At 59.9% G+C, this 22681-nt stretch carries 22 protein-coding genes; 11 read left to right on the forward strand and 11 right to left on the reverse strand.

Annotation, left to right across the window (positions count from 1 at the left end; genetic code table 11):
- Genes CE491_RS17815 through CE491_RS17835 form a run of 5 tightly spaced genes read left to right on the forward strand, consistent with a single transcriptional unit; the run spans position 1 to position 5389 of the window.
- Complete coding sequence (locus tag CE491_RS17815; protein WP_110949645.1) at positions 1-1071, forward strand: ABC transporter permease; 1071 nt, start codon at positions 1-3, stop codon at positions 1069-1071.
- Complete coding sequence (locus CE491_RS17820) at positions 1068-1946, forward strand: ABC transporter permease (RefSeq protein WP_110949646.1); 879 nt, start codon at positions 1068-1070, stop codon at positions 1944-1946. The genes CE491_RS17815 and CE491_RS17820 overlap by 4 nt, the downstream gene beginning before the upstream one ends.
- A 1-nt stretch (position 1947) precedes the next feature.
- Entirely contained in the window at positions 1948-3867 is a 1920-nt protein-coding gene (locus CE491_RS17825) for an ABC transporter ATP-binding protein (RefSeq protein ID WP_199885154.1), read from the forward strand.
- A gap of 9 nt (positions 3868-3876) precedes the next feature.
- Positions 3877-4686, forward strand: coding sequence for a 4,5-DOPA-extradiol-dioxygenase (gene ygiD / locus CE491_RS17830; RefSeq protein WP_199885155.1), 810 nt, complete (start codon positions 3877-3879; stop codon positions 4684-4686).
- Between the two features lies 1 nt (position 4687).
- Complete coding sequence (locus CE491_RS17835; RefSeq protein ID WP_267894490.1) at positions 4688-5389, forward strand: NADPH-dependent F420 reductase; 702 nt, start codon at positions 4688-4690, stop codon at positions 5387-5389.
- Positions 5390-5418: 29 nt separating this feature from the next.
- Here the strand turns inward: CE491_RS17835 and CE491_RS17840 are convergent, their stop codons facing one another.
- The 3 genes from CE491_RS17840 to dhaL form a co-directional block, all read right to left on the reverse strand.
- Complete coding sequence (locus CE491_RS17840; RefSeq protein ID WP_199885156.1) at positions 5419-6336, reverse strand: AraC family transcriptional regulator; 918 nt, start codon at positions 6334-6336, stop codon at positions 5419-5421.
- 384 nt (positions 6337-6720) lie between these two features.
- Positions 6721-7722 carry a tRNA dihydrouridine(20/20a) synthase DusA gene (dusA, locus tag CE491_RS17845; protein ID WP_199885157.1) on the reverse strand — a complete coding sequence of 334 codons (1002 nt, stop codon included), beginning with the start codon at positions 7720-7722 and terminating at the stop codon, positions 6721-6723.
- 447 nt (positions 7723-8169) lie between these two features.
- The gene (gene dhaL, locus CE491_RS17855; RefSeq protein WP_110949652.1) at positions 8170-9882 is read right to left on the reverse strand and encodes a dihydroxyacetone kinase subunit DhaL; all 1713 of its coding nucleotides are present in this window, start codon (positions 9880-9882) and stop codon (positions 8170-8172) included.
- 301 nt (positions 9883-10183) lie between these two features.
- On the opposite strand from dhaL, the gene tal reads away from it, so the two are divergent.
- Positions 10184-11110, forward strand: coding sequence for a transaldolase (gene tal / locus CE491_RS17860; RefSeq protein ID WP_110949653.1), 927 nt, complete (start codon positions 10184-10186; stop codon positions 11108-11110).
- A 75-nt stretch (positions 11111-11185) separates the two neighbouring features.
- On the opposite strand, the gene rssC is transcribed toward tal, so the two are convergent.
- Entirely contained in the window at positions 11186-11668 is a 483-nt protein-coding gene (gene rssC / locus CE491_RS17865) for an anti-sigma factor antagonist RssC (protein ID WP_037009276.1), read from the reverse strand.
- Positions 11668-12849, reverse strand: coding sequence for a two-component system response regulator RssB (gene rssB / locus CE491_RS17870; RefSeq protein WP_110949654.1), 1182 nt, complete (start codon positions 12847-12849; stop codon positions 11668-11670). Before rssB ends, rssC begins: the two co-directional genes overlap by 1 nt.
- A gap of 268 nt (positions 12850-13117) precedes the next feature.
- Here rssB and CE491_RS17875 point away from each other — a divergent pair, with 268 nt between their 5' ends.
- On the forward strand, positions 13118-13417 hold the full coding sequence (locus CE491_RS17875; RefSeq protein ID WP_110949655.1) for a PilZ domain-containing protein: 300 nt from the start codon (positions 13118-13120) through the stop codon (positions 13415-13417).
- 99 nt (positions 13418-13516) lie between these two features.
- On the opposite strand, the gene CE491_RS17880 is transcribed toward CE491_RS17875, so the two are convergent.
- Positions 13517-14218: an MlaA family lipoprotein gene (locus CE491_RS17880; protein WP_110949656.1), complete on the reverse strand. Its 702-nt coding sequence runs from the start codon at positions 14216-14218 to the stop codon at positions 13517-13519.
- Between the two features lie 216 nt (positions 14219-14434).
- Here CE491_RS17880 and CE491_RS17885 point away from each other — a divergent pair, with 216 nt between their 5' ends.
- Complete coding sequence (locus tag CE491_RS17885) at positions 14435-15070, forward strand: phosphatase (RefSeq protein ID WP_110949657.1); 636 nt, start codon at positions 14435-14437, stop codon at positions 15068-15070.
- A gap of 108 nt (positions 15071-15178) precedes the next feature.
- A complete protein-coding gene (locus tag CE491_RS17890; protein WP_110949658.1) occupies positions 15179-15442 on the forward strand; it encodes a DUF4404 family protein in 264 nt (87 codons plus the stop codon).
- A gap of 112 nt (positions 15443-15554) precedes the next feature.
- Here the strand turns inward: CE491_RS17890 and queF are convergent, their stop codons facing one another.
- Both queF and copI read right to left on the reverse strand, forming a co-directional pair.
- Entirely contained in the window at positions 15555-16385 is an 831-nt protein-coding gene (queF, locus tag CE491_RS17895) for an NADPH-dependent 7-cyano-7-deazaguanine reductase QueF (RefSeq protein WP_110949659.1), read from the reverse strand.
- Positions 16386-16469: 84 nt separating this feature from the next.
- Positions 16470-16982, reverse strand: a complete 513-nt coding sequence (copI, locus tag CE491_RS17900) for a copper-resistant cuproprotein CopI (protein WP_110949660.1) — start codon at positions 16980-16982, stop codon at positions 16470-16472.
- A gap of 174 nt (positions 16983-17156) precedes the next feature.
- Between copI and CE491_RS17905 the strand changes: the two genes are divergently transcribed.
- Together CE491_RS17905 and CE491_RS17910 are read left to right on the forward strand one after the other, a co-directional pair.
- Complete coding sequence (locus CE491_RS17905) at positions 17157-17837, forward strand: heavy metal response regulator transcription factor (RefSeq protein WP_110949661.1); 681 nt, start codon at positions 17157-17159, stop codon at positions 17835-17837.
- Complete coding sequence (locus CE491_RS17910) at positions 17837-19195, forward strand: heavy metal sensor histidine kinase (RefSeq protein ID WP_110949662.1); 1359 nt, start codon at positions 17837-17839, stop codon at positions 19193-19195. Before CE491_RS17905 ends, CE491_RS17910 begins: the two co-directional genes overlap by 1 nt.
- Before the next feature lie 111 nt (positions 19196-19306).
- Here the strand turns inward: CE491_RS17910 and CE491_RS17915 are convergent, their stop codons facing one another.
- From CE491_RS17915 to CE491_RS17925, 3 genes are all read right to left on the reverse strand, one after another.
- Entirely contained in the window at positions 19307-20551 is a 1245-nt protein-coding gene (locus CE491_RS17915) for a lipoprotein-releasing ABC transporter permease subunit (RefSeq protein ID WP_110949663.1), read from the reverse strand.
- An 85-nt stretch (positions 20552-20636) separates the two neighbouring features.
- On the reverse strand, positions 20637-21320 hold the full coding sequence (gene lolD / locus CE491_RS17920; protein WP_199885158.1) for a lipoprotein-releasing ABC transporter ATP-binding protein LolD: 684 nt from the start codon (positions 21318-21320) through the stop codon (positions 20637-20639).
- 7 nt (positions 21321-21327) lie between these two features.
- Positions 21328-22578, reverse strand: a complete 1251-nt coding sequence (locus CE491_RS17925; protein ID WP_110949665.1) for a lipoprotein-releasing ABC transporter permease subunit — start codon at positions 22576-22578, stop codon at positions 21328-21330.
- Positions 22579-22681 lie beyond the last annotated feature (103 nt).

Genomic DNA, 22681 nt, shown 5'->3' on the forward strand with positions numbered 1-22681 from the left:
ATGAACACTACGTCCGCCACAGAACCCAACATCGCCATGGTGCTGATAGCGCGCCCGGCCCGGCTGATCTGGCTGCTGCTCAGACAGGCGCTATGGCGGATGCCCATGCTGATCATCATTTCCCTGGTGGTGTTCGTGATCCTCAGGGGGATTCCGGTCGATCCGTTGAATATGCTGGTGCCGCCCAATGCCTCATCGGCGGACATAGCCCGGCTTTCCCACCAACTGGGTCTGGACCGGCCGGTATTGGTGCAATACGGCTACTGGCTGCTCGCAGCGCTGCACGGTGACTTCGGCATCTCGATCCAGACCGGTACAGCAGTGACGGCCATGATCCTCGAGGCACTGCCCACGACGCTGCAGTTGCTCGGCGCGGGATTCGCCGCCGGTCTTGTCATGGGGCTGGGCAGCGGGCTGCTGAGCTTTCATTTGCGCGGCACGCGGTTCGAGCCCGCCATCATGACGCTGAACGGCATCATGATCGCGATCCCGGACTACCTGTGGGCGATCGTGCTGATAATCAGCCTGGGCGTAGGGTTGCAGTGGCTGCCCTTCGTCGGCCCCATCGATGCCGCGCTGCAGGTCCGAAAACTGACCGGTTTCACTCTGCTCGACAGCTTGCTCAGTGGCAATGCCGCCGCATTCGCCAGCGTCGTCAGCCATCTGGCCTTGCCAGCGTTGGCGCTCGGTTTGTGCGTGGCGACCCCTATTGCGCGAATGCTGCATGCCAGCCTGGCCGAGGTTTACCACGAGGATTACATCCACGCCGCTCGGCTGCGCGGCGTTGCAGAAAAGCCCCTGTTACTGCGCCACGCTCTGCGCAACGCGGCGTTGCCGACGATCGCCCTGATCGGCGTACAGGCCAGCGTCATCATCGGCGGCACCCTGCTGATCGAAACCATCTTTGGCCTGCCTGGCATCGGGGCACTGATGCTGCGCGCGCTGGGCGCGTTCGACATGCAGACCATTCAGGCGCTGGCCGTCGTGTATGCCATTACGGTGCAGATCGTGAATCTGGTCATCAGTTGGGCGCTACAACGAATCAACCCACGCCTGAGGAGTTCGCCATGAGCATCCGCCTTCCCAGTTCACTCTGGCGACGATTGATGCGCAAGCGCAGTTTCTGCCTGAGCGCGGGCTTCCTTTTGCTGCTGGCGCTGGTCGCAGTGCTCGCCCCAATGCTCGCGCCGCACGCACCCAACGACCAGAACCTGCTCGAGGTGTTACTGCCGCCGTTCTGGGCCGACGGCGGCAGCCTGGACTATCCCCTGGGCACCGATGGCCTTGGCCAATGCGTGTTGTCGCGCCTGCTCTACGGTACTCGTATCGTGGTGGTCATCGCCATCACAGCGCCCGTCGGGGCTGCGCTGCTGGGCTGCGTGCTGGCGCTGCTGGGCGGCTATCACAGTGGCTGGCTGAACTGGGCGATAGACCGCTTCGTGGACATCTGGCTGTCATTTCCCTCGGTGTTGCTGGCGCTGATCCTGATGGTCGCCCTTTCACCCGGGCTACAGAACGTGATTCTGGCCATCATCTTTGTCGACTGGGCACGCTTCTGCCGCGTGATCAAAGCCGAGGTGCTGGTGATCCGTCGCCGTGAGTATGTCGCCGCGGCACGTATCAGCGGCGCCAGTATTTATGGCGTTATCAAGCGCGAAGTGCTGCCAGGCATTGTGCCGAGCCTGATTGCCTTGATGGCGCTGGAAATCAGTATCGCCGTGGTCGCCGAAAGCGTGCTGTCTTTCGCCGGAATGTCCGTGGGGCCCGGCACGCCGACCTGGGGCGCCATGATCAGCGACGGTCTGGGCAGTATGTATTCGTCGCCCTACCCGCTTTTGCTCCCTGTCCTGATGATGATTCTCACCGTGCTCGCTGCCACGTTTCTGGGGCAGGGATTGAGCGAGGCGACCGATGTTCGAGCGCTTGAACGCAGTGGAGCCGCCTGACATGCATATTATCGAAACGCCTTTTAAGGCCAGCAACGCACATCCCTTGGCGGCGCTTACGGCAACCCCGGATCGCGCGCCGGTACTGACATTGGAGAGCGTCAGCGTCACCGCTCGCACCTCGGGTGCGGACAGCGTGGTATTGCGGGACCTGAGTCTGACATTGGCGGCGGGCAAGACACTGGGTTTGGTGGGTGAGTCCGGGGCAGGCAAGAGCATGCTAGGCCGCATACTTTCGCGACAACTGCCCGAAGGCTTCAAGGTGACGTCGGGGACAGTGGACTTTGCCGGGCAGGACCTGCTTCAGGTGTCTACCGAGCAACACCGTCAATGGCTCGGAACGCGCATCGCGTTCATTCCCCAGGAGCCGATGTCGGCCCTGAACCCCTTGATGACTATCGGTCAGCAGATGACCGAGCATCTACTGCGCATCGGCGTCGGCGCGCTGGAATGCCCCGAACGCGCCATCCTGGCCCTTGAGCAAGTACGCCTGCCACGGGCGGCGGCAATCCTTCAACAGTATCCCTACGAGCTGTCTGGCGGGATGTGCCAACGGGTGATGATCGCCATGGCGTTCGCCAGCCTGCCAGCATTGGTGATCAGCGACGAGGCCACCACCGCGCTGGATGTGAGCAGCCAGGCCCACATCATTTCTCTGCTACGCGGCTTGCAAGAACAGCACGGCACTGCAGTGCTGTTCGTGACCCACGACATGGGCCTGGCCACACACGCCTGTGACGACGTGGCCGTACTGTATGCAGGCGAGATAATGGAAACAGGCCCCGCCAGCCGCCTGTTCAGTGCGATGCGTCACCCCTATACCCAGGCACTGCGCCAGGCGATCCCCGAAATGACCGGCCCGTTGATTCGTCTGAAGCCGCTCGCCGGTCAGATGCCAGGGGTTGAGTCGTTTCCAGACCTGGGCGGTTGCCGGTTCGAGACCCGCTGCCAATACGCTGTCGAACTCTGCAAGCAGCGGCCGCCCATTCTGCAATCCTTGCCCGATGGGCAAAGCGTTCGCTGTTCGCGGTGGGCGCAGATAGACCTGTCGGCAATCACCCCGGACGTCCTGGGCGAACATACGCCGGGGCAAGCCATGAGCGGCCTGCAAATACTGCAGATCAAAGGCCTGAGCAGGACATGGCCGGGACAACGTTCCTGGTTCGGTCGCAAACCCGGTGTCGAGGCTCTCAAGCCGCTCGATCTCAGTGTCGCGCCGGGCGAGTTCATCGGCATCGTCGGTGGCAGTGGCAGCGGTAAATCGACGCTGGCGCGATTGATCATGGGCCTGGAGCAGCCTTCGAGCGGCACCCTGATCCTCAACGACCAGGCATTGAACTTCGGAGAGAAGGATTGGCGGCGCAGAATTTCCTCTATCCAGATGATATTCCAGGACGCGCGAGCAGCCCTCAATCCCAAACGTCGAGTGGGGCGACTGCTCACTCAGGCGATGGAGTCACATGCCCATCTGCACAGCGAACGTAGCGCTCGCGCCATCGAACTGGCCGCCAATGTGGGCCTTGCACGGTCGGCCATCGAACGCTATCCCACGCAACTGTCCGGTGGGCAGCGCCAGCGGGTGAACATTGGCCGCAGCCTGTGCGACATGCCGCAGATCCTGATCGCCGACGAAATCGTGTCCGGCCTCGACGTCTCAGTTCAGGCGCAAATCATGAACCTGCTGCTGGACCTGCGCAAAGAACACAAATTTTCGCTGTTGCTGATTTCTCACGACCTCGCCGTAGTGCGCTATCTGTGCAGCAGAGTGCTGGTTCTGCATCAGGGCGAGGTAGTGGAAAGCGGCGATACCGAGCAAGTCCTGTCGAACCCCCGGCACCCCTACACGCAAGCGCTTATCGCCTCTGTGCCGCCCACGCGGTCGGACGCCGTCTGGCGCGCCGCTACCCCCTCTGATCACTAGAGTGCTCCAATGAAAACAACTGTTCCCTCTACCCGCATGCCTGCCTTGTTCATCGGCCACGGCACACCGATGAACGCTCTGGAAAGCAACGAGTTCACCCAAAGCTGGGCCAGGCTTGGTGAATGCATCGGCAAGCCCAAGGCCATCCTGGTGGTGTCGGCGCACTGGCAGACCCGCGGCGTCGCCGTGACTGCCATGCCGCGACCCCGAACGATTCACGATTTTGGAGCGTTCCCCCAGGCATTGTTTGACGTCCGCTATCCCGCCCCCGGCGACCCCGTCCTCGCAGCACGTATCGCTCGGCTGCTGGAACCGTTATCGACGCAGCTGGACCAGCAGTGGGGATTGGACCATGGCACCTGGTCGATACTGGTGCATATGTACCCGCGCGCCGACGTTCCGGTGCTGCAGCTGAGCATGGACCTGACCCAACCCCCTTCTTTGCACTATGAGATGGGCGAACGCCTGCGCCAGTTGCGCGATGAGGGTGTGTTGATAGTTGGGACCGGGAACATTGTGCACAACCTCGGCATGTTGAGTTTCGCCCACCCTGACAGCGGATTCGAATGGGCAGAACGTTTTCAGCAACGCTGCCTGGACATCGTCGCCAATGGCGATGACCGCGACCTGGTGAAGTTCCAGACGTTAGGCGCAGACGCCAATCGCGCCATTCCCGGACCCGACCATTTTTTGCCCTTGCTCTACGTACTGGGCGCTCGTGATCACAAGGATGATGCGGTGGAGTTCATCACCCCCAAGTGCGTTCTCGGATCACTGAGCATGATGAGCATCGCGTTGTGGCCTTCGGCATTGCCATGACCTGCACGTTGCAACCGAGCCGTTTGGCTATCGCCAGGCAGCTCCCCTTCTAGTCACCCACCAGAGAGACTTTTACTTCATGAAAATCAGCATTTTCGGCTATGGCAACATCGGTTCGGCATTGACCAAGCAACTGACCAGGGCGGGCCACGAAGTGGTGCTAAGCGGTCGTGATCTGGAAAAAGCCGGCGCGGTCGCCTCGCAATACGGCGCAACGGTCCTGTCCATCGCCGAAGCCGCAAAAGCCAGCGACGTCCTGGTCCTGGCAGTGCATTTCGACGCGGTGAAGGACATCGTTGCGGCCGCCGGTGATCTCAGCGGTAAGGTGCTGATCGACCCTACCAATCCGCTGACCGCCGATTACATGGGGCTGACCCTGGGTTACAGCACCTCTGCATCAGAAGAAATCGCCAAGCTGGTACCCAATGCCAACGTCGTCAAGGCGTTCAACACGCTGTTCGCCCAGGTCATCGATCAAGGTGCCGAATTCGGAAATGCCCAGGCCAGCGGCTTCATCGCTGGCGATGATGCAGCCGCCAAACAAACAGTGGGCACCGTGCTGACCAGCCTGGGCTACAGCGTCGTCGACGCCGGCGGGTTGGTTAACGCGCGCTACCTCGAGCCGCTGGCGGGACTGAACATCTACCTGGGCTACGGCGCAGGGAGAGGCACGCAAATCGCCCCGACCTGGCTGGCGCGTTGAGCACTGCCTTGAAGTGAGAATCGGCCACCCTACAGGGTGGCCAGTTCTGCTTTCTGGCGCCGATACTCGCGCGGCGCGACCCCGAACGTGTTCCGAAATACCCGGCTGAAATGGGCGGCATCGTTGAAACCCCAGCGAAAGCAGATATCGGATACCGAGAGATGGTTGTACTCGGGATTACGCAGTTCACAGCGACAGCGATCCAGGCGTCGATCACGTACATAGCTGATGAAACTGCTTCCGGCGGACTCGAACAACTTCTGGATATAGCGGACCGAAACGTGCTGCTCTTCCGCGATCCGGCCAAGCGACAGCTCGGGATCGGCCAAATGGGCATCAATGGTTTGGCAAATACGCTTGTAATGCATCATCTTCGCGGTGCCGCCGAAATCCTGCACCACGGCCTGCTGCGTCAGGTTCATCACCAGAAATTCGGACAACGCAATCTCGATGGGTCGCAACATAGTGGGGTCGACACTTTCAATGTTATCGCTTAATGAACGCAACATATCTGCAAATATTCGGTTAATGCCACTTTCACACGACAAGTAACCAACATCCACCAAGTCCGGGTTGAGAATTCTGGAGTGTACGAGATCGGGCGGAATCTTCACGTACAATATCTTGAACTCGGAAAGCGCAGTTAACGACATATCCAGCCCGGTCGGCGCATAGATAATATCCCCTTCCCGCGCTGGCAATTCCAGTTCGCGATAGCGTAGCGAGAACTTTCCTTCCAGAATCAGGGCAAGCCAAATAGTGTAGGGCTGGTCATTGCTCTTGCCGGAGAACTCCAACGGCGAACCAAAAACTTTCGCAAATTCGATACCCTGAAGTGTTGTCAGACAATTTACACTGCCTTGAAACGGCGCTACGCCGTCGCTGTATGTGCAAGCGGGCATATATAATTTATCCATGGCGCGTTGCCATATTTTGGCACGCTCCATGACGGGGCTTGTTTCGGTCGATACTTTCCACTGTCGCATATCGCCCTCTACTTCGTTGTTTTTACGTAGGGCTAAGTCATCTAAGGGGGCGATGCAACGGTATTGCAATCAGTGCCTGACCTCGTAACGACGTCCAACATAACGAATCGAAATCTTGTTGAGATCACTGTCCCGGATATTAAACGCTGCAGAAAATCGGGTTTCACGCAACCTATTCAAGCCCGGATCAGGACATGTACACGGCAAGAGAATAAATGCAGGATGTATGCCATCTTAGATGACTAACAAACAGTAGCTCATACACGATAGGCGCTTTGCCATTCGCACCATGAACGTACAACAATTTCAAAACTGTTCACGCTTGAAGCGTTGAGAGCGGCGCCGTTAACGCCCCTCCAGCAACTCCCCCGCCTTGTCCAGCAACCCCAAAGGATTGTCAGTCTTGTGAATGTCCACCGACAGCAATTGACGAAACTTGCGGGCGCCAGGGAACCCTGTGCCCAGGCCGAGGACGTGGCGGGTAATGTGATGCATCGAACCGCCATCGCGCAGATGCGCTTCGACATAAGGGCGCAGTTGAGCGAGTGCTTCGGCGCGGGTGATTTGCGCAGCGCTGCCGCCGAACAGTGCGCGGTCGACTTCGGCCAGCAGGTACGGGTTGTGATAGGCCTCACGGCCGAGCATCACGCCGTCGAAGGTTTTCAAGTGGTCCTGGCACTGTTCCAGGGTCTTGATACCGCCGTTGAGGATGAACTCCAGCTCCGGGAAATCCTGCTTTAGCTGCGCGGCGACTTCGTAGCGCAGCGGCGGGATGTCGCGGTTTTCCTTGGGCGACAGACCTTCGAGGATGGCGATCCGGGCGTGCACGGTAAAGCTGGTGCAGCCAGCGTCGCGTACGATGCCGACGAATTCGCAGAGCTGTTCGTAGCTGTCCCGGCCATTGATGCCGATCCGGTGCTTGACAGTCACCGGAATGGACACTGCGTCACGCATGGCCTTGACGCAATCGGCAACCAGTTGCGGATGCCCCATGAGCACCGCACCGATCATGTTGTTCTGCACGCGATCACTGGGGCAACCGACGTTGAGATTGACCTCGTCATAGCCTGCCGCCTGCGCCAGCCGCGCGCTGGCCGCCAGGTCTGCCGGATTGCTGCCCCCCAGTTGCAACGCCAGGGGATGTTCAGTGGGGTCGTGACGCAGAAAGCGCTCGGCATCGCCGTGCAGCAACGCGCCCGTGGTCACCATCTCGGTGTACAGCAGCGCATTCTTCGACAGCAGACGCAGAAAGAACCGGCAATGGCGGTCAGTCCAATCCATCATCGGGGCCACGGAGAAGCGACGAGAAGGCTCGGCTGGCTGGCTGGCGGTGCGTGGGGCGGTCATGGGCAACATGTGCGATCGGACAGGTCAGGCGTGATGGGCGCGCAGTTTACCAGCTTGAAGGATAGAGCTGTAGGCAATCACCTCGGTGCGGCTTCGGCGCCAATTGCGATGATCGGACGCGGTACAGACGAGGCAGAGCAGAATACGCGGCAGCCGCAGCAGCGGGTCGAACTCAGGTGATGCGAGATGGGTCGAGCGGCATGCCGCGAAAGCCGACCCCATAAAAAAACCCGCCGAAGCGGGTTGTTTTTCAGTTCAAGGCCATTCCAACATCCTATCGGTAGCGCTCCGCGCAATGGCTGATCATCCTTGATCTACGAAGCAGTTCCATTGCCTCGGTTGATGGATCCAATCTATCCCTCGGCCTCACTGTTTAAAAGGGCGACTTTGCTGCATCGCGTGTAAGCCTTTGGCTATTCCTTCTGAACGAAAAACCTTCACCCCCCTTTATTCTCCAAGCGCCGAGACAATTGCCGCCGTCCATACCGTAACTGCGAAGGCACCCGGATCTACATGCCCAAGCGCCCGCTCACCCAGATAGGAAGACCTGCCCTTGCTCGGCAACATATCGCGAGTGGCCTCGGCGCCGGCCTTGGCGGCGTCGGCCACCTGCGTCGCAGCACCGAGTGCGGTGGCTTCGTCTGTCGTAGCCGCGAACGCCGCAGCTGCGGGAATCAACGCATCGAGCATGGTTCGGTCGCCCGCACTGGCACCACCGAGCTTGGCCATTGCGTCGCAACCCGCTTCAAACGCTTGCCCCCATGCCTTAACAGAATCAGGTGCGGCGCTGACTGAAAGCGCTAAACCGGCACGCAAGACAAACACCGCATACAAAGGACCGGACGTCCCACCCAACACCCGCCGCAGAATCGCCGACAGCTGTTGCAGCGCCAAGCCTGGGCGATCCAGCGCAAGCCCATTCAGCGCCTCATCAATGGCCCGCGCGCCGCGAGCGAGGCTGATACCGATATCGCCGTCACCCACCACCGAATCCAGCTCGGTCAGCGCCTGCTCGCTATCTCGCAAGGCCTGGCTGATCGCGCCGAGCACTGACCTGAATACACGAGCGTTTTCCTGCCTCCACGCCTTACCCTCGGCCATGTCCTGCGCAGTGGTGCGCGTCACCGGTAGTCTGGACAATTCGGTGGCTGGAGTCGTCATGCCGCGCCAGGCGGTGGCGTCGGTCGAAGCCTGCAACCGACCTAGCAGCTCATCATCGACCCGCATGACCGAGATTGAACAGCCGGGCATCTCCAGTGCAGTCAAAAAAGTGCCGACCATCACCGCCTCAACCTTCAAACCCCGATCCGCAAAACCCCGCAACGCCTCGCAAGACACCACGTCCAGTTCCTGAGCCGCCGTGCCTCCCAGGTTGTTGATCATCACTGCGATGCGTTCGCCAGTGCCCAGCCCGCCCTGGTCGACGATGCGCTCGAGCAAGACCCTGATCATTTCCCTCGCCGGTTCGATCTTCCCGCGCCGCACACCGCTTTCGCCGTGGATTCCCAAGCCGTACTCGACCTCATCTTCGGCCAGAATGAAGCCCGGTTTGCCCGCCGCCGGAACAGTGCATGCGCCGAGTGACAGGCCCATGCTGAACAGGCCATCCGCCGCCCGTTGCGCCTGGGCCTTGACCTGAGCAAGCGAGAGGCCCGCTTGCGCCGCAGCGCCAGCGACCTTGTGAATGAACACCGTGCCTGCAATGCCACGGCGCCCTACCCGCCCGCCGTCATCGTCCAGCGCCACATCGTCGCCGACAACCAGAAGTTCGACGTCGATGCCTGTTGCTTTGGCGATCTCCGCCGCCAGCCCGAAATTGAGTCGATCCCCGGTGTAATTCTTGACGATCAACAACACGCCGGCAGCGCCTGCAACGGTCATGATCGCATTGAGCACCGCATCGACACTGGGCGAGGTGAACACCGCTCCGGCGACCGCTGCCGTGAGCATGCCGCGCCCGACGTACCCGGCGTGGGCGGGCTCGTGGCCAGCACCACCACCGGAGATGATGCTGACTTTGCCGCTCGCCGCCAGCGCCCTGAAATCGCGGCGGACGACAGTGTTCTCGCCCTCCAGCAAACCCAACCTTTGGTCGGCCAGGGCGACGCCTTCGAGCATGTCGTCGACGACGCAAAGCGGGGCATTGATCAGTTTCTTCATTGTTCTGGTCCTCTCGCCTGAATCAGTCTGAGCACAATAGACGACAGCGCGGGGAACGACCGTTGTCATCCATGCTCAAACGAGTCTGGATCGAGTATCCGCCCTCCTCGGGAACCGATGATTCACCAGCCCCGCACAAACTGAAAAAAATGTCATGTCGCGCCGGGTTGGTGGCTGAAGTACAGGTCTGCTGTTTGCGCAAACGCAAGCGTCGGACTCAGCGTATCTGTTGCGGTTTACGCCCTTGAGTGACCGGCGGCGCTCGGGTAATGTCATCAAACCCACAGGATAGAGCACGCTCATGACTTCCAAGCTGGAACAACTCAAACAGTTCACCACCGTCGTTGCCGATACCGGCGATTTCGCTGCCATTGAAAAACTAAAGCCGGTTGACGCCACCACCAACCCGTCTCTGCTGCTCAAGGCAGGCTCCAATGACAGCAACGCTGACCGTCTGAAAGAAGCCTTCAGCGGCGCCAGCGGTGACATCAACCTGGCCAGCGACCGCTTTGCCGTCGCCATCGGTCGCGAAATTCTCAAGGTCGTGCCAGGTCGCGTTTCCACCGAAGTGGACGCGCGCATTTCCTTCGACACTAATGCCTGCATTGCCCGCGCTGAACGTCTGGTGGGCCTGTATGAAGATTTCGGCATCGGCAAAGACCGCATCCTGATCAAGCTGGCCTCGACCTGGGAAGGCATCAAGGCCGCCGAGCAGTTGGAGAAGAAAGGCATTCAGTGCAACCTGACTCTGCTGTTTTCCTTCGCCCAGGCTCAAGCCTGCGCCGACGCTGGCGTGTTCCTGATCTCGCCGTTCGTGGGCCGCATCTACGACTGGTACAAGAAGGCCGAAGGCAAGGATTACGTAGGCGCCGAAGATCCGGGCGTGAAATCCGTGACCCGCATCTACAACTACTACAAGGCCAATGACTACAACACCGTGGTCATGGGCGCCAGCTTCCGCAACCTGAGCCAGATCGAGGAGCTGGCCGGCTGCGATCGCCTGACCATCAGCCCGGATCTGCTGCAAAAGCTGTCGGAAGACAACGGCACGCTGGCTCAGAAGCTCAAGCCAGGTAACGGCGGTGAGCCGCGCCAGACGTTGAACGAAAGCCAGTTCCGCTGGGCGTCCAACGAAGACGCCATGGCCACCGAGAAACTGGCCGAGGGCATTCGTCAGTTCGCTCGCGATCAGGAAAAACTCGAAGCTCTGCTCAGCGCCAAGAAGTAAAACGCGAAAAGGGCGGAACCTTCACAGGTCCCGCCCTTTTTCGTGCCCGCGATTCGTGATCGAGCCTAAACGTGTTTATTGATGCTCGAGCGCGTTGACCAGGTCGCGAAAGGCTTCGCGATTGGAGTCATTCAGTCCCATCAGGATCTTGTGCGCTTCCAGCACCTTGGCCTTCACCACATCTTCACACTGGTCCTGCGACGGCAGGTCGCTCAACGCTTCAGGGCGCGGGATCGGGCGACCGACGATGTTGAACACCTGATCGAAGCCCATCGATTGCAGCAGGCGCGTGATGTCTTCGTGGGTGGTCACAACCGTGGGTAACAGCCCGGCTTTCTGACGCGACAAGATGGACAGCTTGGCAAGCAGGCCAAGCGTTGTGCTGTCAATGCTGCGGGTTTCGGTCAGATCGATCACCACGGTCGAAAAATTCATCGAAGTGAAGATCCGCTCAATCGTCGCATCCAACGCCGAGCATAAGGTCAGGCGCACTTCACCCACGAACTTCAGGACGAAGGTGCCATCTTGCTCGGCAAACTGGATTCTACCGGTACTCATTAAAGGTTCCTGCTCAACACTAACAAGGCGATATCATCCGGCATCTCCCCAAGTGTGGCCAATCCAAACTTACGACGCAGACCATCCAGGCTGCCGCCCGCCGACTTCACCAATTCAGGCAAGTTGGCCTCTTTCTCTTTGAGTGTATCACCTGGCAACAGGTCCAGAATGCCATCAGACAGCAGGGTCAGACTAAAGGACTCAGGCAGGTCCAGAACATGGTCCGAATAGGTCGCTTCGTTGAACAGCCCCACCGGCAGACCGCGGCCCTCGAGATAGCGGGTTTCGGTCGGCGTATACAGCACAGGCAAGGGCAAATGCCCACCGACGCTGTAGGTCAGCTTCCCGCTTTGCTCGTCGATGACGCCGCCCACCATGGTCACATGCTTGCCCAGCTTGCAGCTGATCAGACCACGGTTGATGTGCCCCAGAACTTCCGAAGGCTTGAACTCGGGCAAAGTGCCGCCGCGCTTGGATTCGAACAGCAGCCGTGTGGTCATGAATTTCAGCAGCACGGTAATGAATGCCGATGAAGCCCCATGCCCCGACACGTCGGCCAGGTAAAACGCGACTCGACGCTCGTCGACCCGAAAATAATCCACGAAATCGCCAGACAGATACAGCGACGGGATGATTTCGTGTTCGAATTCGAACGAGTCGATAGCCCAGGGGTTGGTCGGCAGCATGTTCATCTGCACCTGGCGACCGGCATCCTGGTCCTCCTGCAGCAAATGCAGGCTGGCTTCGAGTTCGCGGTTGGCGGTCTCGAGTTTCTGACGATACAGCTGGTTTTCCTGCAGCAGCCGCGCACGATCCAGCGCCCGTTTGACCGAATGTTCGAGAACTGCGAGGTCTTCCAGAGGCTTGATCAGGTAGTCGGCCGCACCCAGGCGCAACGCTTCGACAGCGTCGCTCATGACGCCTGCGCCGGAGACCACGATGACCGGGGTTTCCGGAGACAGGCTGGTCACCTGGCGGATCAGCTCCAGGCCCCCAACTTGCGGCATGCGCAGGTCGCAGATCACAAGATCAGGCTTGTTTTGCTCGAAGGTCTGTAGACCCTGCAGGCCATTGCTGGCTTGCAAGACGCTGAACCCACTGTCTTCCAAGTAGGCCGCGAGACTCGCGCGCACTACTTCGTCGTCATCGATAATCAGCAGCGTGGCACTGGTTTTTTGCATGTGGGCAAACGGCGCCAGATTAGGTTGGCGTACGCGCTCGGATTCTGTCTGAGCCGCATACTGGATTCGCTTCTAGCCTCTCTGGATCAAAGGTAGCGGACTTTTGGTCGAACGCTTCAGTCATCAGAGGTGCCCTTCAAGGCGCAGACGGTACTCCCATCCGCCGGGCGTTTCAAGCTCGCTCCAGCGGTCGGCCAGCGTCTTTACATCACAAATCGCCCAGAGTTATAAGAACCCCTAAACCAGCAACAAAAATGAAGGGTGCGCCATGGGCCAGATTGATCGCGACTATGCAGAGAAACGAGATTACATCCGTATGCGTGTCGACGCGGACATCAGCCTGATCTACGCAGGCCAGATTATCCCGGCGGTTTGCGTGGATTTATCCAGTTCGGGCATGCAGATACAGGCGCCGCGCTCGTTCAAGGTCGGCGACCGCATAAGCGTGCGGATCGAGTCCGAACACGCGGCGCTCAAAGGTCTTGAGGCCGATACCGAAGTGGTGTGGATCGCCGACATCGATGGCGGGGAACAGAAGCTTGGCCTGACCATCCTGACGATGAAGTGATATCAATTCGAACCACATCACAGTTCCGAAAAAAAACCGAACAAGGAAAAGGCGACTCGAAAGTCGCCTTTTCTGCTTCTGCGTAACGGCAGTGTCCGATCAGAAATCGTCGACGACCTTGCCATCCTTGACCTTGAACTCACGGTTCTGCAGGTAGGCGTTACGGATGAAAATGTACTTGTCGCCGTTGATCAGCTTTTCAGCCGACAGCAAGCTGGCGCGAGTGTCCACCACACTGACGCCGAATGCCGTGTTACGGGTCGGCACGTGGTCGATGTAGCGGTACGGCTGGGTGTAGGTATCCGGGTACTTGGCGAACGCGTCGCGCACGGTGCTCGGTCCGAAGAACGGCAGCATCACGAACGGACCGCTTTGCACACCCCAGTGGCCGAGGGTCTGACCGAAGTCTTCGTCGTTGCGTTGAAGGCCCATCCTGGTGCCGACATCGAAGAAGCCCAGCAAGCCGAACGTGGTGTTGACAATCAGGCGCGCGGTGTCTACACCCGCGGCCTCAGGCTTGACCTGTAGGACATCGTTGGCGAAGTTGGTCACTTCGCCGATGTTCTTGAACATGTTGTGGATGCCGTCTTCAAGGAATTGCGGCGTGATGAACTCATAGCCTCGGGCGATGGGTTTCAACGCGTAGGTGTCGAGGGTGTCGTTGAAGCGGAAGATCGCGCGGTTGACGCCTTCCCACGGGTCTTCGTCAGCGGCCTGAGCAGCCATTGGCACCAGGGCCAGACCGGCCCAGAAACACGTTCGAGCCAGACGATTGATAAAGCCTGCACCAGTCACGGGCATAGCTGAGACTCCCAGTCAAAGTGATGAAGCGGGCGCTACGCCCCCAAACCAAAGGCGAGAGTATAAAGCCTTCTGTAGGCGTTTAGGGCGCCGAAAACAGAAGGAATTCCGTAAGCCGTTAAACATCTGCTCACAATCTCACCCTGCGGTCATCGCACTGTCATGCGAAACCCTTAGCGTCATCCGTATTTGAACGCGCATTTGAGAGGGATTTCCATGCTCGCCCCCGTCGCCCTGCCCGCCCCGTCGTTTACTGCCGTACTCTTTGGCTTGAGCGGTTGCCTGGTCGACTTCGGCGCGCAGGCGCGCACATTGCGCAGCAACGACGGCAAATCGTTCGTCTCACAGGATGCGAAAGCGTTCTCCACGCCGACACCAGGTGCGCTCAATGCGCTGAAAAGCCTCAAACTGCAGGGCATTCCCTGCGCCTGGATCGAGGAATACCCAGCCGACATCGCCCAACAGTTGGCGGTTTCCCTACAAGGTCTGGTTCAGCCTACCCCTACCCCAAACAACCACTGGCCGGCACCCGACGGCTGTTGGCAGGCACTGATGGCGCTGAACGTCGCTCAGCTCGACGGGTGTGTGTTGGTCAGCGGCGATCCGAGGCTGCTCATGGCCGGGCTCAATGCCGGCCTGTGGACGGTGGGCCTGGCCTCCTGCGGCCGACTGTGCGGGCTGTCTCCGGCACAATGGGAGGCGCTCAGCGATCTACAGCGCGAGCGCCTGAGGGGCCGCGCGACGCTGGAGCTGTATGCCGCCGGCGCGCATTCGGTCATCGATCATCTGGCTGATCTGGAGTCGTGCCTGGCAGACATTGCCCTGCGCCGTCTGAAGGCCGAAAAGCCTTGATTGATCGGCGTCATGCAAGCTGACCCAGAGTGGATTAGTCTTAGCGACAAAGGACCTTTGCCGACGCATTGCGGTCCATGCAGAGACTATCAACCAAGGGAGCACCCTATGCCCGCCCGCGAACTGCAAGAACAACTCGACACCCTGCGCGAGCAACTGGAGCAGAACCCGCCGCTGACTGAAGAAGAACGCGCTGACCTGCATACGCTAATGGCGCAGATTGAAGCAGAGATCGCCGTCGAAACCGCCACTTCGGACAACAACCTGGCCGACGGCGTGAACCTCGCTGTCGAACGCTTCGAAGTCGATCACCCGACCATCGCCGGGACTTTGCGCAATATCGTACAGACCCTGGGAAATATCGGGATCTAAGCGTTTTTTGCCAACGCATATCCCATGTAGCAGCACGGCTTGCCAGCGGTAGCGATCAAAAGGACGCCACCGCCGGCAAGCCGTGCTGCTACATGGACCGGCTGCCAGCCTCTCACTGCCGCGCCAGCCGCCCATTCTCCAGCGTCAGCGTTTCTGTGCTGCGATACGGGTTGATGTCCAGCCCGCCGCGACGCACGTAGCGCGCGTACACCGTGAGTCTTTCCGGCTTCAACAAACTCTGCAGGTCCATGAAGATGCGCTCCACGCACTGCTCGTGGAAATCCGAATGCTGGCGGAAGCTGACGATGTACGCCAGAAAGCTTGCGTGATCCAGCGCGGCCCCGCGATATTGCACAGCGACGCTGCCCCAGTCCGGCTGGCTGGTTACAGGGCAGTTGGACTTGAGCAGATGGCTGTGCAGCGCCTCGTCCACCACACGCGAATCGTCGCAACGCAGCAGTTCAGGTTGCGGGCGATCATAGCTGCTGATGCTCACGTCCAGATCATCGACGCATACGCCCGGCACCGGCACGATGCCTTCCTCCTCGATGTCCTTCAACGAACGAATGCGCACGCCCACCGGTTTACCGGCAGCTGCGGACAAATCCTTTTCCAGCGTCGCGACCAGATCGGCCTGGGACGCAAACGGGGTCTGATTCAGCGAGTTGAGGTAGAGCTTGAAGGACTTGGATTCGATGATGTTCGGCGAATCGGCCGGAATGCTGAACTCGCCAATCGCCACCACCGGCTTGCCCGACGGCCGCAGCCAAGACAGCTCATAACAATTCCAGAAATCGATACCCTGATACGGCAACGTCTCGGCAGTGAGCCCCAGTTCTGCCCACTTTGCCGTGCGCGGGATCGGAAACAACAGGGACGGCGTGTAGGTGGCGATGTACTCACTGGACTTGCCCAGCGGCGAGTGTTCGGCTGCGGGATGCATGAAGGGACCTGAAAACGGATAAAAATGGCTGATTTGAAAATCCTGACCGCCAAGTTTATAGGTTTTGTCCCGCGCTTTCAGCGATTAGTCGGCGATGGCGATTTTTCCCACCATTCCTGCCTGATAGTGGCCAGGAATGTTACAGGCGAATTCGAGGTTCGTGACCTTGGTAAAGGTCCAGGTCAGCTCAGCGGTCTTGCCAGGCTCCACCAGCACGCTGTTGGGGTCGTCATGCTTCATGCCCATGTCGCCATGATCCATCCCGGCCATGTCGTGTTTCATGCCGGTTGCGGTCAGCATGCCGCTGGCGACCATCTTGAGCATTTCCTGCTGGTGGGCGGCGTGCATCGCCGCATCGCCCAGGTTGAACTCGTGCAACAGCGTGCCCTTGTTAGTCAGCACGAAACGCACGGTCTCGCCTTCTTTGACGCTCAGGGTCTTGGGTTCGAAGTACATATCGCCCAGCGTCAATTCGACGGTACGCGTGGCCTGATCGGCCGTGGCGGCGTGGCCGAAGTCGAAATGCTCGCCGGGAGACGCCTGGGATGACAGGCTCAGACCCAGCAAAAGCGCAGCAGCGAAGATACGAGCGAACATGTGAGATCTCCAATCAGCGACATTCAATGCACCGAGGTTAGGCCATCGCCACTGGCAGTCAGCTGACCGCAAGATTACAACTTTGTAAGCTTGCGCCCCGCCCACCCCGGTCGCGTTATAAAGTACGACCGCAGCACACAGCCGCGAAACGCTATCAGGACTGATGAGTCACTCATGAAATTACTGATCATCGAAGATCAAGCGAAAACCGGCCAATACCTGCGTCAGGGCCTGACAGAAGCGGGCTTCAACACCGAACTCGTCGCAGACGGCATCAGTGGACAGCATCTGGCGCTGACCGGCGACTACGCATTGCTGATTCTGGACATCATGCTACCCGGCCGGGATGGCTGGCAGATCCTGCAGGCCGTGCGCAGCGCGGGCCTGGACACGCCAGTGCTATTCCTGACCGCTCGCGATGCCGTAGAAGACCGGGTGCGCGGCCTGGAACTGGGCGCCGACGATTATCTGGTCAAACCCTTCGCCTTTTCCGAGCTGCTGGCCAGAGTGCGCAGCCTGTTGCGTCGAGGCAGCAGCGCCAGTCAGGAAACTCATCTGCAACTGGCTGATTTGCGTCTGGACCTGCTGCGCCGGCGGGTCGAGCGCAGCGGCCAACGCATCGACCTCACGGCCAAGGAATTCGCCCTGCTGGAGCTGATGCTGCGGCGCCAGGGCGAAGTGTTGCCCAAGTCGCTGATCGCCTCGCAGGTCTGGGACATGAATTTTGACAGCGACACCAACGTGATCGAGGTCGCCATCCGCCGCCTGCGCCTGAAAGTCGATGACGATTTCCCCAACAAGTTGATTCACACCGTGCGCGGCATGGGTTATGTCCTAGAAGAGCGCGGCCTCTGATGTTCAAGCGTATTTCCCTGGGCAGCCGCCTGGCCCTATTGTTCGCGGCCTGCACCGCGGTGGTCTCGCTGACAGCGGGCGTGCTGTTCAACCGCGCCAGCGAAACTCACTTCATAGAGTTGGACCAGCAACTGCTCGACAGCAAGTTGCCGACCTTGCGCGATGCCTTGATGGGCGTGACCAGCGCAGACCGCTTGAACGAGCACCGCCAAGCCTTGCAGGATGAACTGACACACTCGCCGGACCTGGCGTTGCAGGTACGCGGTGCCGACGGCGGGTTGTGGTTCGACAGCCTTGCGCCATCGATGAAGCGGACCTCCATGCATGACGGGCTGCATACCCTTACTGACAACGGTGTGTCCTATCGCTCCTACACCGTGGCCCTGCGTCCGGAACAGCAGGATTCCCCCCAACTGACGCTGTTGCTGGACATCACCCATCACCAGCACTTTCTTGAACGCATGCAGCACCTGATCTGGCTAACCGTCGGCCTTTCGGCGCTGGCCACGGCGCTGCTTGGCGCCTGGGCTGCACGCAGCGGTTTGCGGCCACTGCGCAAGATGAGCGAGATCGCCGCCAGCGTTTCCGCCAGCTCCCTGACCACGCGCCTGCCCCAGACCGAGATGCCCGCCGAACTGGCCGAGTTGAGTCAGGCGTTCAACGCGATGCTGGCTCGTCTCGACGACGCGTTTCAACGCTTGTCGGCGTTTTCGGCAGACATCGCCCATGAGTTGCGCACGCCGCTGTCGAATCTGCTTACCCACACTCAGGTCACGCTCACTCGCCCTCGGGAGCTGGACGAGTACCGCGAGGCGTTGCTGGGCAATCTGGAGGAGCTGCAATGGATGGCGCAGATGGTCAACGACATGCTGTATCTGGCCAAGGCAGAGCATGGTTTGCTGAACCCGAGTCGCGAGCGCTTGCAGCTGGGCAATGAGATCGACGCGCTGCTGGAGTTTTTCCTGCCCTTGGCAGAAGAGGTGCAGGTCAGTCTGCGCCGTGAGGGCGAGGCGACGCTGGCGGGCGATCGCCACATGTTGCGCAGGGCTCTATCGAACCTGCTGGACAACGCTTTGCGCTTCACGCCCGTTCAGGGCGAGGTTTCGGTCAGGCTGGAAGCTGCGGGTGAGCATGTGCGAATCAGCATCGCGAACAAGGGCCAGACGATTCCGCCCGAAGCGCTGCCCCGGTTATTCGACCGTTTCTACCGGGTCGACTCGGCGCGGCATGAAGGCAGCAGTGAACATGCAGGATTGGGACTGGCGATCACCCAGTCGATCATCAAGGCCCACGCCGGGACGATCAGGTGTGAATCGCAGAACGGTGTTACGCGGTTTTTGATCGAGTTACCGGTTTGAGCAAGCACCTGTAGGCGCGCGCTTGCTCGCGATTGCAATTGCCTGTGCCAGATACGTTTCTGCCACACCGAATCACCGACAAGCACGCTCCTGCAGATTTGACTCAATCCTTTATTCATACCGCAACGCGTGCGCCGGCTGAATCTGCGCCGCTCGATAAGCCGGGTAGATCGTCGCCAGGAAGCTCAAAATGAACCCCGCCGCACAGATCAACGCCACGTCGCTGCCTTCCAGCTTGGATGGCAGGTTGCTGATGAAATACACGTCGGACGTGAAAATATGCTGCCCGGTGATGCGCTCGACCCAGCCCACCAGTTGACTGACGTTGATCGCTGCAATCACCCCCAGCACCCCGCCGATGATCGTCCCCACCACCCCGATCACGGTGCCCTGAACCATGAAAATGGTCATGATCTGCCGCGGTGTGGCGCCGATGGTGCGCAGGATCGCGATGTCGGCTCCCTTGTCGTTCACCACCATGATCAGCGTGGCAATGATATTGAACGCGGCGACCGCGACGATCATCAGCAACAGCAGGCCGATCATGGTCTTTTCCATTTTCATGGCGCTGAACAGGCTGCCCTGGGTGTGGGTCCAGTCATCGGCCTTGTAGCCTGCGCCCAACTCGCCCGCGATGGCGGTGGAGACTTGCGGCGCGGCGTACAGATCGGTCAGGGCCAGACGCACGCCTTGTACCTGGTTGGGCTGCCAGCGCTTGATCGTCGCTGCATCGGCGACATTGACCAGCGCCATGGAGCCGTCCAGTTCGGCGCCGACCTTGAACACGCCCACCACGGTCAGACGTTGCAGACGCGGAGTGATGCCGCCCGGATCATTGCTGATCTCCGGCACGATGAGGGTGATCTTGTCGCCCACATTCAGCCGAAAGCGCCGCGCGGTGATCTCACCGATGACCACGCCAAACTCACCGGCTTTCAAATCCTGAAGGCGCCCCTGAACGATGTGTTGGGTGACGATGGACACTTGAGACTCCAGCGCCGGGTCGACGCCGTTGATCTCGATCGGCTGCATCGAGCCTTTGTAGGACAGCATGCCGTCCATCTGCGTGAACGGCACGGCCGCAGTAACCTGCGGGTTTTTCAGTGCTGCGTCGGCCGCCGGTTTCCAGTCATCCAGTGGCTTGACCCCGTCAATCACTGCATGCGGCACCATGCCGAGGATGCGCGAACTCATTTCCTGCTGGAAGCCGTTCATCACGGACAGCACCACGATCATCGCCAGGACGCCCAGCGCCAGCCCGATCATCGAGGTCATGGAAATGAACGAGATGAAATGGTTGCGTCGCTTGGCTCGGGTATAGCGCGTGCCGATAAAGATGGATAACGGTCTGAACATTCGTGGAGCACCGTAGCTAGTAAGCAGCTAAAAATAAAAACTCGCCGATGCCCGGGTTGCCGGCATCGGGTGAATCAGCCTTGCATCACGCCTCGACCAGACGGCCTTCTTCCAGGCGCCACACGCGATCCATCTGACGGGCCAGGGCCATGTCGTGGGTCACCACAAGAAACGCCGTGCGCGACGAGGTGCTGAGCTCCAGCATGAGATCCTGAATACCTTGCGCAGTGTGGGAATCGAGGTTGCCGGTGGGCTCGTCGAGCATTACCAGCCCCGGCTGATTGACCAGCGCACGAGCGATCGCCACACGCTGACGCTCACCACCGGACAGCTCCGAAGGCTTGTGCGCCAGACGGTGCTTGAGCCCTACCCGCTCCAGCAGCGCGGTGGCGCGCTGCCGGGCCTCCGGGATCGCGGTCTTGCCGATCAGCAGCGGCATACAGACGTTTTCCAGCGCCGTGAACTCAGGCAGCAAATGGTGGAACTGATAAACGAAACCCAGCGCCCGGTTACGCAGCAGACCACGGGCCTTTTCGTTGAGCGCAGACAGCTCTTCGCCCGCTAGCCAGACGCTGCCCTCGGTCGGGGTGTCCAGGCCACCGAGCAGGTTGAGCAAGGTACTTTTGCCCGAACCCGAACTGCCGACGATCGCCACGCGCTCGCCCGGGTGCAATTCCAGCTGCAGGGCCGATAGCACCACCACCGACTCTGGGCCTTCCTCGTAGGATTTGCCCAGGTTGCGGCAACTCAGTACAGCTTTATCACTCATGCCCGACTCACTCATAACGTAGCGCCTCCGCCGGCTGGGTGCGCGCAGCACGCCAGGCTGGATACAGGGTGGCGAGGAAACTCAGGACCAACGCCGCGCCGCATACCAGCAACACGTCTTCAGCCATCAATTGCGAAGGCAGATAGTCGATGAAATAGACATCCGCATTGAGAAACTTGTGGCCGATCAGGCCTTCCAGCACCGAGATCGCCGAGCTGACGTTGAGCGCCGCGAGAATCCCGACGCCCGCGCCGATCAGCGTGCCGACCACGCCGATCACAGTGCCCTGGACCATGAAGATCGCCATGATCTGCCCCGGCGTGGCCCCCAGCGTGCGCAGGATCGCGATATCGCCGCGCTTGTCGTTGACCACCATCACCAGCGTGGAAATGATGTTGAACGCCGCCACCGCCACGATCAGCAGCAACAGCAGGCCAATGATTGATTTCTCCATGCCGATGGCCTGATACAGGTTGCCGTGGGTTCGGGTCCAGTCGCGGGAGTAATACTGATGGTCGCCCAGGTTTTGCGCGATGTCGTACGCGGTGCGCGGTGCCTTGAACAGGTCGGTGAACTTCAGGCGCAGCCCCTGCACCTGATCAGGTTTCCAGCGGTGCAGACGCGCCAGATCCTGCAGATTGGTCACACCGAGATAGCCGTCCAGCTCACCGGCGCCCACATGGAAGATGCCGACCACGGTGAAGCGCTTCATGCGCGGGAACATACCGGCCGGCGTGACCGTGACTTCGGGCGAAACGAAGGTCACCTTGTCGCCGATCCCCACGCCCAGCTTGGTCGCGGCCTTGTCGCCGATGACCACGCCGAAGCCGCCTGTCACCAGATCGTCAAGACGGCCCTGCTTCATGAAGCCGTCGATAATCGAAACCTTGCGTTCTTCTACCGGATCGATGGCATTGAGCAGAATCTTCTGCACGTTGCCATTGTTGGTCAGCAGGCCCTGCATCTGAGTGAACGGCGCGACGGCCTCCACCTGCGGGTTCTGCTTGACCCGGGCCGCCAGGCTTTGCCAGGCGCTGATCGGCTCGCCGGATTCGATGGTCGCGTGAGGCACCATGCCCAGGACGCGGGTGCGCATCTCATGATCGAAACCGTTCATGACCGATAACACGACTATCATCACCACTACGCCAAGGGCGAGACCGATCATCGACGTCAGGGAAATGAAGGAGACAAAATGATTACGGCGCTTTGCACGGGTGTAACGCGTGCCGATAAATACAAAAAGAGGTCTGAACATTTAGGGGCTTGTTCGGAGGAATGGGAACGTCCTTGTGGCGGGCCTGGGCCTGCGGCTTTACACTCGAAAAACCGAGTCGCAATCCAGAGCAATCACTCTGACA

It is taken from the genome of Pseudomonas bohemica (assembly GCF_002934685.1).
GTDB classification, from domain to species: domain Bacteria; phylum Pseudomonadota; class Gammaproteobacteria; order Pseudomonadales; family Pseudomonadaceae; genus Aquipseudomonas; species Aquipseudomonas bohemica.